Source organism: Streptomyces sp. A0592 (genome assembly GCF_004795115.1).
GTDB lineage: Bacteria > Actinomycetota > Actinomycetes > Streptomycetales > Streptomycetaceae > Streptomyces > Streptomyces erythrochromogenes.
The window spans coordinates 359520-372382 of record NZ_SSBM01000002.1; the positions used below are offsets into that span (position 1 = coordinate 359520).

The 12863-nt window shown below is 72.5% G+C and carries 12 protein-coding genes; 6 read left to right on the top strand and 6 right to left on the bottom strand.

Annotated features, from left to right (window positions below; genetic code table 11):
• Nucleotides 1-38 precede the first annotated feature (38 nt).
• The 4 genes from E6U81_RS04815 to E6U81_RS04830 all read right to left on the bottom strand — a co-directional run bounded on the left by E6U81_RS04815 (nucleotide 39) and on the right by E6U81_RS04830 (nucleotide 2495).
• Nucleotides 39-1100, bottom strand: a complete 1062-nt coding sequence (locus E6U81_RS04815) for an iron-containing redox enzyme family protein (RefSeq protein WP_136228797.1) — start codon at nucleotides 1098-1100, stop codon at nucleotides 39-41.
• On the bottom strand, nucleotides 1097-1348 hold the full coding sequence (locus E6U81_RS04820) for a CDGSH iron-sulfur domain-containing protein (RefSeq protein WP_136228798.1): 252 nt from the start codon (nucleotides 1346-1348) through the stop codon (nucleotides 1097-1099). The genes E6U81_RS04815 and E6U81_RS04820 overlap by 4 nt, the downstream gene beginning before the upstream one ends.
• A complete protein-coding gene (locus E6U81_RS04825; protein ID WP_240803631.1) occupies nucleotides 1317-2021 on the bottom strand; it encodes a HemK2/MTQ2 family protein methyltransferase in 705 nt (234 codons plus the stop codon). The genes E6U81_RS04820 and E6U81_RS04825 overlap by 32 nt, the downstream gene beginning before the upstream one ends.
• A 177-nt stretch (nucleotides 2022-2198) precedes the next feature.
• Nucleotides 2199-2495, bottom strand: coding sequence for a WhiB family transcriptional regulator (locus tag E6U81_RS04830; RefSeq protein WP_136228799.1), 297 nt, complete (start codon nucleotides 2493-2495; stop codon nucleotides 2199-2201).
• A gap of 160 nt (nucleotides 2496-2655) precedes the next feature.
• On the opposite strand from E6U81_RS04830, the gene E6U81_RS04835 reads away from it, so the two are divergent.
• The 6 genes from E6U81_RS04835 (at nucleotide 2656) to E6U81_RS04860 (ending at nucleotide 9196) form a co-directional block, all read left to right on the top strand.
• Complete coding sequence (locus tag E6U81_RS04835; protein WP_136228939.1) at nucleotides 2656-4239, top strand: FMN-binding glutamate synthase family protein; 1584 nt, start codon at nucleotides 2656-2658, stop codon at nucleotides 4237-4239.
• A 20-nt stretch (nucleotides 4240-4259) separates the two neighbouring features.
• Nucleotides 4260-5981, top strand: a complete 1722-nt coding sequence (locus E6U81_RS04840; protein WP_136228800.1) for a thiamine pyrophosphate-dependent enzyme — start codon at nucleotides 4260-4262, stop codon at nucleotides 5979-5981.
• 158 nt (nucleotides 5982-6139) lie between these two features.
• Nucleotides 6140-6466, top strand: a complete 327-nt coding sequence (locus tag E6U81_RS04845; RefSeq protein WP_136228801.1) for a DUF6479 family protein — start codon at nucleotides 6140-6142, stop codon at nucleotides 6464-6466.
• On the top strand, nucleotides 6463-6777 hold the full coding sequence (locus E6U81_RS04850) for a DUF3253 domain-containing protein (RefSeq protein WP_136228802.1): 315 nt from the start codon (nucleotides 6463-6465) through the stop codon (nucleotides 6775-6777). The genes E6U81_RS04845 and E6U81_RS04850 overlap by 4 nt, the downstream gene beginning before the upstream one ends.
• Nucleotides 6778-6790: 13 nt before the next feature.
• Nucleotides 6791-8194: a mycothione reductase gene (locus tag E6U81_RS04855; RefSeq protein WP_136228803.1), complete on the top strand. Its 1404-nt coding sequence runs from the start codon at nucleotides 6791-6793 to the stop codon at nucleotides 8192-8194.
• Between the two features lie 36 nt (nucleotides 8195-8230).
• Nucleotides 8231-9196, top strand: a complete 966-nt coding sequence (locus tag E6U81_RS04860; RefSeq protein ID WP_136228804.1) for an LLM class F420-dependent oxidoreductase — start codon at nucleotides 8231-8233, stop codon at nucleotides 9194-9196.
• Between the two features lie 25 nt (nucleotides 9197-9221).
• Here E6U81_RS04860 and E6U81_RS04865 read toward each other — a convergent pair whose 3' ends face one another.
• Nucleotides 9222-9548 carry an SSI family serine proteinase inhibitor gene (locus E6U81_RS04865; RefSeq protein ID WP_136228805.1) on the bottom strand — a complete coding sequence of 109 codons (327 nt, stop codon included), beginning with the start codon at nucleotides 9546-9548 and terminating at the stop codon, nucleotides 9222-9224.
• Between the two features lie 476 nt (nucleotides 9549-10024).
• Nucleotides 10025-12709, bottom strand: a complete 2685-nt coding sequence (locus E6U81_RS40430; protein ID WP_346766123.1) for a DUF4157 domain-containing protein — start codon at nucleotides 12707-12709, stop codon at nucleotides 10025-10027.
• Nucleotides 12710-12863: the final 154 nt, after the last annotated feature.

Consider the following 12863-nt stretch of genomic DNA (forward strand, 5'->3'; position numbering starts at 1 on the left):
TAGCACAAGCGGATGACCTATCCGATTCAGCTTCGGGGCTAACGGGTCCGCGACTCCCAGGTCCGCACGAGGGCCGGGGAGGCGCTCCCGGCCGTGGCGCGCAGGGCCGAGCGGCCCTCGGACCAGGCCGCGAGGACATGGGCGCCGAGGCGGTCCTCCAGCAGGACCGTCGCGGCGCAGCCGAAGGCGACGTCGGACTCCAGCTCCGGCTCCTCGGCGAGGAGACCGCCGACCACCTCCCGCCGTACCACCTGCTCGTGCACCGCGTCGGCCTCGACGTGCTCCGCGTAGAAGTGCTCGGCCGCGGGTCCGGCGCCGCAGCGGCGCATCGCCGCGGCCAGCCGGCGCGATCCGGGCGATGAAGTGATCTCGACACAGGCGAAGTGACCCACCAGGGCCCCGCGCAGGGCGCGGTGCAGGCCGAAGAGGGACATCAGGTTGACGGTGGCCAGCAGGACGGCCGGGGCCCGGTCGAGGTGGGCGCCGTACGACGTGTCCAGGTCCAGGTCCGCCATGAGCGCGGCGAACAGCCGCGCGTGGATGCGTTCGGCCCTTCCGGCGCCGAACTCGTCGTACTCGATCGCGACCATGCCCGCCTTGGCACGGCCGGTCAGCCGGGGGACGACCCAGAGGTGGGGGTCGGCCTCCTTCAGGTGGTAGAGGGAGCGCAGGGCCGCGTACTCGCGCAGCTGCCACAGTTCGCCGTCGGTCTCGAGGTGGCGGCTCACGCTGCCCGAGAGGTCGACGGGTTCGACGAGGAGGGGTGCGAAAGCCTCCTCGGCGGAGCGCGGCACGTCGTGGAGCTCGCTCCGCAGGGCGTGCAGGAAGCGGGTCTCCAGCGCCCGGCGCAGCCGGAGCAGGTCCGGATCCCACTCCCGGTCGTCGTCGACGCCCGCGAAGCCCCGGTAGTGGAGCTCGTAGAGCAGGTGGAGGGCGAGCTGCAGGTCCTCGCCCCACGGGTCGGCCTTCAGGAGCGCGGCGGGACCGTGCGCCGGCGGCCGTCCGGTGCGCAGTGAGGCGACCACGGCGGCCGAGACCTCACCGCGGCCCTCGACGAGTGCCGGCGCGGAGTCGGTCGCGGCGGGAGCGGTTGCGTTCACGGGCGGTCTCCTTCCGCAGGGGTGCGTTCCTCCGGGCCGCGGTGTTCCCGCCGCCGGTGGCTGGTGTCGCACCACGGGTAGGTGCGGCTGCGGCGGCAGGTGCACAGCGCGACCGCGAAGCGGTCGGAGCGGGCCACCGTGCCGTCGTCGAGCACGACCTCCACCGGGCCTTCCACCAGCACGGGCCCGCCCCGTTCCAGGCAGACGCGCCGGACCTCAGCGTCCGGAGCGTGCGGGTCGTTCGGCACGGACGATCACCAGCCCTTCCCGGTCCTCGCCGGCGGCCACCAGCCCCTGCTCCTCGAGCCAGGCCCTGCGGGAGCGCAGCACGGGCCCCCAGGGCACGACCGCCCGCATCGTGATCTCCGCCGACAGGCCCGCCCGGCGCAGGTGCTCCACCGTGGTCCGGGATCCGCACAGGGCGGAATGCACCATCAGCAGTACGCCGCCCGGGCGCAGCAGTGCCGCGGCCCGCACGCAGATCCTGTCGATGACCTCGCGCCCGGCCTCGCCGCCCTCCCAGGCGCGCCCGGGGCCGCGCCCGGGCAGGCGGGCTCTGGGCGAAGGAACGTACGGGGGGTTGGCCAGGACGATGTCGAAGCGCCGGCCGCGGCTCACGGCGGCGAAGTCCCCGTGGAGGACACTCAGGGGCAGCCCGAGCCGGGTGCTGTTCAGGCGGGCGGCCGTGACGGCCTTCCGGGACACGTCGACCGCCGTGACACGGGCCCCTCTGGACGCGGCGAGGAGCGCGAGGGCGCCCGAGCCGGTGCCGATGTCCATGACGTCCGTGCCGGGGCCGATGCCCTCGTGCAGCAGGGCCCGCGCGAGCAGCCCGGTATCCGCCTGCGGGCGGTAGACCCCGGGTGGGACGTAGAGGCCGGTGGGCGGGGCCGGGGCTGCTGCCATCAGTGCGGACGCCATGGACGATCTCCCGGGTCGGCCGTGCGCCACCGGAGCCGGCGGGCACGGTGTGGCTGGTGTGTTCGTTGTGGCGGCTACCCGCAGACCGACGTGCTACCCGTGGCGGCCGGGCGACGTCCCGCGCCGCCCGAGCGCTCGGGCGACGCACCGGCCGCCCCCGCGACCCCGAGGTCAGGCCTACCGCCGAGTCCCCATGGCCGCAGGTGAGAGGAGCCGGCGGCGCTCATGGGCCGTGAGGCCGCCCCAGACGCCATGGGGCTCGTGCGTGGCGAGGGCATGGCGCAGACAGGCCTCGACCACGGGGCAGGATCCGCACAGTGACTTCGCCTGCCGGTCGAGTTCCTTCCGGCCCGTGCGTCCCTCCTCCTCCGCAGGACCGAAGAACGGCTCCGACCCCACCTCACGGCAGACCGCTTCGGCCTGCCAGGCCCAGTTCTGCAGCAGGGGGGCCGGGAGGCGGGAGGGAATCGGCATCGCTGGCTCCTTGTCGTCGGTGTCCTGCGGCCCGTCTGTTCGCATTCGCGCGGATCAAACCCCCCCTGCACGCCGCTGTGGACGCCGTCGTCGACGCGTACGGCGACAGTGACGCGGGCCCGCGAATGGAAGGCGGGGGCGGGGACAGAAGCGCGGCGTGCTGACGCTACTTCCCCTGCTGCTGGTCATCGGCGCCGCCGCAGTCGCCGCGGTCACCGCCGCCCTCACCGTGTCGTCCTGGTGGTGGGCCGCTGCCGCGCCCCTGCTGCTGCTCCTGTTCACGGCACTCCACGACGTCCTGCAGCGCCGCCACTCCCTCCTGCGCAACTATCCGGTCCTCGGGCACCTGCGCTTCGCGCTGGAGGCACTGCGCCCCGAGATCCAGCAGTACTTCATCGAACGGAACTTCGACGGCCGCCCCTTCGACCGCGACACCCGGAGCCTCGTCTACGAGCGGGCCAAGGGGACCGACGCCGAGGAACCGTTCGGCAGCGAACGAGACCTCTACGAGGCCGGCAGTGAGTACCTCACCCCGTCCATGGCGCCGCGCCCCCTGCCCACCGGGACACCCCGTGTCCGCGTGGGCGGCCCCGACTGCACCCAGCCCTACGACATGGCCCTGCTCAACATCTCCGCGATGAGCTTCGGCTCCCTGTCGGCCAACGCGATCCTGGCGCTCAACACCGGTGCGCAGCTGGGGGGCTTCGCCCACGACACCGGCGAGGGCGGCCTGTCGGACCACCACCTGCGGCCCGGCGGGGACCTCGTCTGGGAGATCGGTACCGGCTACTTCGGATGCCGCACCGACGACGGCGGTTTCGACGAGCGGCAGTTCGCCCGGAAGGCCGCGCACCCGCACGTCAAAGCGGTCTCCCTGAAGATCAGCCAGGGCGCCAAGCCGGGTGTGGGCGGCGTCCTGCCCGGTGCCAAGGTGAACGCGGAGATCGCCAGGGTACGAGGGGTGCCGCAGGGCCGCACCGTCGTCTCCCCGCCCTACCACCGCGTGTACTCCACACCGCGCGAGCTGGTGCGCTTCCTGGCCCGGATGCGGGAGCTGGCCGGCGGCAAGCCCGTCGGCTTCAAACTCTGCGTCGGCTCGCGCCGCGAGTTCCTCGCCGTGTGCCGGGCCGCCCTGGAGGAGAACACGGCCCCGGACTTCATTGTGGTCGACGGCGCCGAAGGCGGTACGGGCGCGGCCCCCCTGGAATTCGCCGACATCGTCGGACTGCCGCTCGGCGAGGGGCTGATGACCGTCCACAACGCGCTGGTGGGCACCGGCCTGCGCGACCGCATCCGCATCGGGGCCGCCGGCAAGGTCGCGACCGGCGGCGACCTCGTCAAGCGACTGCTCCAGGGAGCCGACTACACCAACGCCGCACGCGCCATGATGTTCGCCGTCGGCTGCATACAGGCCCAGCGCTGCCACACCAACACCTGCCCGGTGGGCGTCGCCACCCAGAGCGAGCGGCGCGCCCGCGCCCTCGACGTCGGCGACAAGGCGCAGCGGGTCCGCCGGTACCAGGAAGCCACCGTCAAGAGCGCCCGCGAAATCATGGCCGCGATGGGTGTCGAAGACCCCCACGGCCTGCGCCCCCACATGCTGCTGCAGCGCGTAGACCCGCACACCGTCCGCTCCTACGCCGAACTCCACGAGTGGCTCTCGCCGGGACAGCTCCTGGCATCCCCGCCCGAATCGTGGGCAGCCGACTGGTCGGCGGCCGATCCCGACCGCTTCACCCACTGAACCCGCACCGGAGGTCCACCATGGCACGCACCGTCGCCCGGGTCATCATCGACGCACTCCAGGAACTGGGCGTCGGGCACGTCTTCGGCGTCGTCGGGGACGCGCTGAACCCGCTGACCGAGGCCATCCGCACCACCGACGGCCTGGAGTGGGTCGGCTGCCGGCACGAGGAGGCCGCGGCCTTCGCGGCGGGCGCCCGGGCTCAGCTCTCCGGCACCCTCGGGGTGTGCATGGGCACGGTCGGACCGGGCTCCGTACACCTGCTCAACGGTCTGTACGACGCCGCCAAGAGCCGCGCACCCGTCCTCGCGATCTGCGGGCAGGTTCCCCTCGCCGAGATCGGCAGCGACTACTTCCAGGAGGTCGACAACGACCTGCTCTTCCGCGACGTGGCCGTCCACCGGGCCACGATCACCTCACCCGACCAGATGCCGCGCGCGCTCGAAACCGCCGTCCGGGCCGCCGTCACCCGCGGCGGGGTCGCCGTGCTGACCGTTCCCGGCGACATCGGCGACCAGGAGCTGCCCGAGGACCGACCCGTCCGCTTCGCCCTCGACCGTGCCGTCACCCGTCCCGACGACGCCTCCCTCGCCCGCGCCGCCGACCTGCTCAACGCCGCCTCCCGGGTGAGCCTGCTGGTCGGCCAGGGAGCGCGCGGCGCCCGTGCCGATGTCCTGCGGGCCGCCGAAGCACTGGCCGCGCCCATGGTCCTGACGCTGAAGGCCAAGGAGGGCTTCGAGGGCGACAACCCCTTCCAGGTCGGGCAGACGGGCCTCATCGGCAATCCCGCGGCCGCCCACGCCTTCGACGGCGCCGACGCCCTGCTGATGCTGGGTACGGACTTCCCCTACCGCGACTGGTACCCGGAAGACGCCAAGGTCGTCCAGGTGGACACCCGCGAGGAGCACCTGGGACGCCGCACGCCCGTGGACGTGGGTCTGGCCGGCGACGTCGGCGCCACACTGCAGGCACTCCTCCCGCTCCTCAAGACGGACCGGGACCGCACGCACCTGGACGACGCCGTCGACCGGTTCACCGGCTGGCAGCAGGGACAGCAGCGGCTGGCCGACCCGGTCCGGGAAAATCGGCCGGCCAGGAAGCTGCGGGCAGCCCTGGACAACCGCGACCACGACATCCGCCCCGAGGCCCTGGCCGCCGCGCTGGACGCCCACGCCGACGACGACGCCGTCTTCACCTCCGACACCGGAATGGCCACCGTATGGCTCTCCCGTTTCGTCACCATGCACGCGGACCGGCGCCTGCTCGGCTCCTACAACCTCGGCTCGATGGCCAATGCCATGCCCCAGGCCCTCGGCGCCCAGCTCTGGGCACGCGACCGCCAGGTCGTCGCCCTCTGCGGGGACGGCGGACTGAGCATGCTGCTCGGCGACCTCATGACCATCAAGACCTACCGGCTCCCCGTGAAGCTCGTGGTCTTCGACAACCGCCGCCTCGGCATGGTCAAACTGGAGCAGGAGCAGGTGGGGCTGCCCGAATTCGGAACCGAACTCGACAACCCCGACTTCGCGGCCGTGGCCACCGCCCTGGGCATCACCGGCATCCGCCTCACCGACCCCGCAGACCTCGACGAGACCGTACGCCGTGCCCTGGCCACCCCCGGACCGGTCCTCCTGGACGTCCTGACCAACCCCGAAGAAGTCGCCGTCCCCGGCAAGCCCACCCTGGCCCAGGGCTGGGGCTTCGCCGTCGCCAAGGCCAAGGAGATCCTTCCGGGCCGGTAGCGCGCCGCAGCACGGCCGGGCGCGGCGGAGGGGAACCACCCCCCCCTGCTCGAACGGCGACGCCGACCGGCTGCTCGCGGCCCGGCCGTGTTTCCCCCACGGGTGCGCGGGCAGACGCCGCTGGCAGCCGCAACACCGTCAGAAAGGCGGGAAGCACCATGACGGACCCCTCCTCCCTCCACCACTCCCTCCAGCTCTCCGCCGGCGCAGCCGGCACGGGACTCCTGGCCGTGGGCATCGTGGTCGCCCTGCTCCTCGTCGCGGCCGTCTGGTGGGGCATCCGGCGACGCGCCGCAGAGCCGCCCCCGGGCGCGCCCACCCGGCCCACGGCCCGGCGGCCCCACCACGTCGAGGAACACCGAGAGCCCGACCCGGAGTCGTTCCCCGGCGGCGGCGAAAGGCTGTCGCCGCACGAGATGAAGGGCTACGGGAACCTCGGCTCCCGGCGTGAGGGCGGCGACGACCCCGGGAAGCCGAGCCCGTGACGACGAGCGCCCGCCGGAAGGAGACCACGGGCCGGCACTTGGAGCAGGCCATTCTGACGCTGCTCCAGGACCGCGGGCCGACCGCGACGATCTGCCCCTCCGACGCCGCGCGAGCGGTGTACGCGGGGGACGGCGACGGCTGGCGCGACCTCATGGAACCGGCCCGCCGCGCCGCCCGACGGCTGGTCACGGCCGGCGAGGTCGAGATCACCCAGGGCGGTCGCACGGTCGATCCGGCCGCAGCGCGCGGTCCCATCCGCATACGGCGAGCCCGCCCGGCGGCGACTCCCGCCGACGGGGCATCGGCGTAGGAGGGCTTGGCCCATGCGCCACCACGATCTCGTCGTCATCGGTGCCGGATCCGGCAACGCGGTCGTCGACGACTCGTTCGCGGACCTGGACGTGGCCATCGTCGAGGAGCGCTGGTTCGGCGGAACCTGCCTCAATGCCGGTTGCATCCCGAGCAAGATGCTCGCCCACACCGCCCAAGTGGCCCGTACGGTCCGGGAAGCCGGAACCCACGACGTGGACGCCGGGCCGGGCGAGGTGCGCTGGCGCGCCGCGCGCGACCGGGTCTTCGGGCGGCTGGACGCCGAACGGGACAAGGGCCGCAAGGGCCGCGAGGGCGAAGGCTTCACCACTGTGTACGAGGGCCGGGCCCGGTTCACGGGCCCCAGAACCCTCCGGATCGACCGGTCCGACGGCGGCGCCCTCGACATCGGCGCCGCCCAGGTCGTCCTCGCCGCGGGCGGCCGGCCGCTGATCCCCCCGCCCGTGGCGGACTCCGGGCTGCCGTACGAAACCTCCGACACCGTCATGCGCCTCGACGCCCCGCCCCGGCGCCTGGCCATCCTCGGCGGCGGCTACATCGCCGCGGAGCTGGCCGAGGTGTTCGCCGCGACGGGCAGCTCCGTCACCATCGTGGAGAAGGAGCGGCGCCTGCTCGGCCCGCAGGACGAAACCGTCGCCGAGCGGTTCACCGAGCTGGTTCGCTCCCGCTACGACCTCAGGCTCGGCCGGGAGCTCACGCGGGTCGACGGCCGCCCGGGCGCGCTGCGGCTGACCCTCGACGACGGGTCGACGGCCGAGGCGGACCTGCTGCTCGTCGCGGTGGGGCGGATTCCCAACAGCGACCGCCTGGATCTCGAGGCCGCCGGCGTCGCCACCCACGACGACGGCCGGGTGATCGTCGACCGCTTCCAGCGCACGAGCGCGGAAGGCGTCTTCGCCCTGGGGGACATCTGCTCGCCGGTGCCGCTCAAGCACGTCGCCAACCGTGAGGCGGAGGTCGTCGCACACAACCTCCGCCACCCGGACGACCTGGTCACCTGTGACCACGAGCGGGTGCCCGCGGCGGTCTTCACCCGGCCGCAGATCGCCTCGGTCGGTCTCACCGAACAGGAGTGCCGCGACCGGCAGCCGGACTACGCGGTGGGCATGGCCGGTTACGCCGACACCGCCTACGGCTGGGCCATGGAGGACACCACCGGCTTCTGCAAGGTGCTCGCCGAGCCCGACTCCGGCCGCCTCCTGGGCGCCCACCTCATGGGCGCCCAGGCCCCCACCCTCATCCAGCCGCTCGTCCTGGCCGTGACCTTGGGCATCGACGCCGCCACCCTCGCCGGCCGCCCGTACTGGATCCACCCCGCGCTGACCGAGGTCGTGGAGAACGCCCTCCTCGACCTCGACCTCCACCTCGACCGGGGCCGGGGCGGCGGGGGCCGGTGAGCGTTTCGGGGGCTCGGGAGCGGTAAGGCGCACCATATGGTGCACATCGGATACACAATGATGACCGAGCAAGCCGGCCCCAGGGAACTGGTCGGCCACGTGGTGGGGGCGGAGCGGGCGGGATTCGACTTCTCCGTCATCTCCGACCACTCCTTCCCCTGGCTGGAGGCCCAAGGGCACGCCCCGTACGCGTGGAGCGTCCTGGGCGCCGCCGCGCAGGCCACCTCGCGGATCCCCCTGATGACCTATGTGACCTGCCCGACCTTCCGCTACCACCCCGCGGTGATCGCCCAGAAGGCGGCCACGATGCAGCTCCTGTCCGAGGGACGCTTCCGGCTGGGCCTCGGATCGGGCGAGAACCTCAACGAGCACATCGTCGGCGCGGGCTGGCCCGCCGCCCACGTCCGCCTCGACATGCTCGAAGAGGCCGTGGAGATCATCCGCTCGCTCTTCGCCGGAGGGTACGTCAGCCACCACGGCACCCACTTCGACGTCGAGAACGCCCGGCTGTGGGACCTCCCCGACGAGCCGCCCCCGATCGGCATTGCCGTATCCGGAGACCGGTCCTGCGAGGTCGCGGGCACACACGCGGACCTGCTGATCGCCACCGAGCCGAAGCAGGAGCTGCTGGCCGCGTTCGACGCGCACGGCGGCACGGGCAAGCCGCGCGTGGGCCAGCTCCCGGTCTCCTACGATCCGGACCCCGACGCCGCGGTGGCCCGGGCCCACGGGCAGTTCCGCTGGGCGCTCGGCGGCTGGAAGGTCAACGCGGAACTCCCCGGCCCCGCGGGGTTCGCCCAGGCGTCGCAGTACACCAGGCCCGAGGACGTCGCCGATGCCATCCCCTGCGGTGACGACGTGGAGGCCTTCGTCGAGGCCGTACGCCCCTACGTCGACGCCGGATTCGACGAGGTCGCCCTCGTCCAGATCGGCGGTGACCAGCAGGAATCCTTCCTGGCCTGGTCCGAGGCCAAGCTGCTGCCGGCGTTGGCGCAGCTGTGACGGCCCAGAGCGGCGGTGCGCGGCGTCAGAACGCGTACACCGGGTTCCCGTTCAGGGTCGAGGACATCACGCACGTGTTGGAGAAGGTGTGCTTCCAGGCGACGCGCCTGCCGTGCAGTACGCCGTCCGCGGTGACCGTGACCGGGTCGAAGTACATGGGGCAGGCCCGCGATGTGTCCGGTGCCGCCAGCAGGCGGTTGAGTTCGCCGTCGGTGGCGTTGAGGGCGTCGCACGCGGCCCGCGGGTCGGGGTGGGTGCCCTCGGCGGTGTAGGCGCAGCTGAGGGTGGCCGCGCGTAAGACGGTGCCCGTGTCCGCGTCCGCGGAGGAGTCCTGGACAACGGTGAAGACCATGGCGGACGGGCCGTGCCCACTGGCGGGTTGGGCTTCCGCGAGCCCCGTGGTGCCTGCAATGCAGAGAAGACTGAGGGCGGATACGGCGGTGATGTGGCGGCGCATGACAAGTTTCCCCTTCGATTCAAGGCTGTTTGCGATTCGGCGCCTGTGATCTGACGCTCACCTGAAGACGAGCCTGGCAGGTCTGAAGGAGGGTCGCCAATGGGTGGTCGATTTACGGACAGATCCTCCGCATAGCGGATGACCGGCAGGTGTTCACGCAGCTGGCGAGGCACGTTCCGGGCGTTCGCGCGGCTCCGGAGCGGAGTGCGCGGCCGCCCGCGCCACACGCCTGCCTGGTGGCGGCGGTGCGCGGTTCGCCGAAGTGGCCCCCAGGGTGACGGGATGAGTGCGGTCGCGGGGGGCCGGTGGCCCGAAGGACTCGAAGGGGGCGGCACCCGACGGTGCCGCCCCCTTCGTACGAGGAGGGGGTGCTACTCCTCGCCGGCCGGGAGGTTGAGCAGGTGGTCGACGAAGCCCTTGTAGGCGTCGGCATTGCGATAGTCCGACGTGAGCTGCTCTTCCCTGCGCTGCAGCTCGGAGGCGAGCTCGGTCTTCATCAGGAAGTCCCGCAGGTGTTGTCCGCCGATCCAGCGGCCGAGGTCCTTCGTGGCGGAGGCCCGGTCGCTGAAGGCGCCCATCCTGCCTTCCTGCTGCATGTTCTGCAGGGCTGCCGCCGCGGCCTTGAACTCGGGCTGGCCGGGGCCCCGGGTACCCCGCTGGTCGTAGTCCCGGCTGACGGCGGCGAGGCGCTCGATGTCCGCCGCCTTGACCCCGGCGCCCGCGTACAGCGATTGCCGGAAGTCCTTGCTCTGCGTCATGCCGATGCTCTCGTACAGCATGGTCTTGCCGGCCGACAGCGCCTCGGAGGTGCTCTGGTTGCCGGTCGTCATCACGATCGGCTCGCTCGCCTTGATCAGCGTCAGCATGTCGTCGTGCGGGACCCGGTCGGTCGTGATCCAGTGCATCGTCTTCCCGGAGCCGCCGGTGTCCTGGACCGTGATGGTCGGGGTCTGCTTCTGGGAGGACACCTCCACCAGCCGAACCTTGCCCACCCCGAGCCCGGCGAGATCGTGCTTCACGGTGGCGTCGAGCTCCGGCATCTGCGTGGGCGAGGACTGGACGACGTGCACGTCGTTGCCGTTGCCGTTCTCGACCTCCGCCACGGTGAGAGCGAACCGCATGGCGCTCTTGTTGGAGTAGGCGAAGTACAGCCGGGAAGTGGCAGCGGCGGCGTACTCCTTGGCCGCCCGCTCCTGGTCTTCCGGGAAGAGCGCGGTCAGGAGGTCCTTGGACTTCAGCGCCTGGAGGTTCTCCAACCGGGCGGCGCGCTTGTTCTCCTCGCCCTCGATGCTGTCCTGGTGCTGTTTGTAGGCCCGCAGGCCGGCGTCGAAGGTGATGCCGACCTCTCCCGCACCGAGCCCGGTGGTGTGACCGGTCCCGGAGGCGCCCGGCGGCAGTGACTCCTTCTTGGAGTACTCGGTCATCGCGGAGACGGTGCTGCCCCATGCGCCGACGCTCTTCTGGAAGTTCTTGGTGGCGGCCAACTGCGGGGCGACGATCGCGTGGGTGGGAGCCTGGCCGGCACCGAGGTGCGGAGCGGTGGGAGTGGCGCCGCCGAGCACCGTGAACGGGTGGCCGGAGTCCTCGAAGACGCCCGGCTGCTTCTTGTGCGCCGCCTCGGCGGTCAGCAGCGCGATGTCGTTCTTGTTCGCCTCGGTCCGCGGGAAGTTCTCGCGCAATGCGTCGGCTGTCTTGACGCCGAGCATCAGGTCCCCCTTGCCCTGGGCCTCATGGGTGAAGACCGCGATGGGTGCGCGGCCGGTCCACTCCAAGCAGCTGTAGAGCTGGTCGATGAGGTGCGGCATGGCTTGGGCCTTGTTGCTGACCTTCACCGATCCGGCCATTTGCCGGAACACGGCCTCGTCCAGCCGGCTTGCGGCCCGTCGGCGCAGGTACGTGCGCGGAGCGGCTCGCTCCGCCTCCAGTTGGTCCCGGGCCTGCGCGGAGTTCGCCGCGAAGTCCTCCACCGAGACCTGCTCGGCGACCCCCGGCTTCCGCTCCTCGACCGGCGCCTGCGCCGGTACCGGCACCGGCGGAGCGGTGGCGTGGGCAGCGGCGGTGGCGGGGGTGTGGCTCTGGGTGTGCGGTGCGGCGGTCGGCGTCGAGGGGACCTGCTGCCGGGCGGCTGCGGAGCCCGGCTGCTGCGCGGCACTGGTGAGCTTGGCCGGTTTGGGCTTGGGAGCCGGTCGAGGGGGGCGGGCCGGGGTGGTCGTGGCCGAGGCGGAGGACGCCGAGGCCGTGGGCGCCGGAGCAGGCGCCGGAGCGGACGTGGTTCCGGCATGCTGCGGTGCCTGGAGTCCCAGCGCCGACGCGAGGTCGCCGAGGCTGTCGTAGGCCGTCGCGCCGGTGCGTGCGGCGTCGACCACACTCCACTTCGGTGCCGACCCCGGGATCTGCCCCTTGAGCTCCTTGATCGCCTGAGCGGTGCTGTATCCGCCCAGGTCGCCCTGGAAGACCCGCTGCACGGGGAGCGACGACGCGGAGCGCCCACCGCCCGATGCCGGGGGCGCGTCGGGGCCCGAGAGGCCGGCCTGCGGGGCGGGACCGCTCATCACCCGACGCGCGTTGGCCTCCGCCTCCCGCTCGAACCGGTCGGATGGGTCCGACACCCGCAGGCCCGCTCCGTTGTCGGCGCCGGCCACCGGCCCCTGCCGCTGCTGGACGACGTGCGTCAACTCGTGCGCCAGGGTGTGCTTGTCGGCGCCGCCCTCGCCGACGACCACGTGGCTGCCGGAGGTGTAGGCGCGGGCACCTACCTCGGCCGCGGAGGCCTTCGCGGCGCCGCCGGTGTGGATGCGGACGTCGGAGAAGTCCGCCCCGAGGCGGGATTCCATGTCCGTGCGGGTGGCGTCGTCCAGGGGCCGGCCGGGGGAGCGGAGGACGTCGTGGACGGCGGTGCGCTGCATGTCGGGCCGTCCGGTGCTCTGGTGGCCGCAACGGTCACTGTGCCGGTGCGTCTCGCGAGCCTGATGATCACCGGCCCGCCTGAGCATCTGGACCACGGCTTCGTTGCCCACTGCGCTCTGCAGCGCGAGGAGCCCCTGCGGCGTCGCCACGTCCTGTCGCTGCGCGGCGGACGCCTCCCCTCTCATCGACGCGGGGGCCTGTTCCGGCTTCCTCTCGTCGCCCGACCTGTCGTTGCGTTGCGTCCGCACTGAGCACCATCCCCACACTTGGCGTTGCCAACTTCCTTGATACATGCGGGTGACG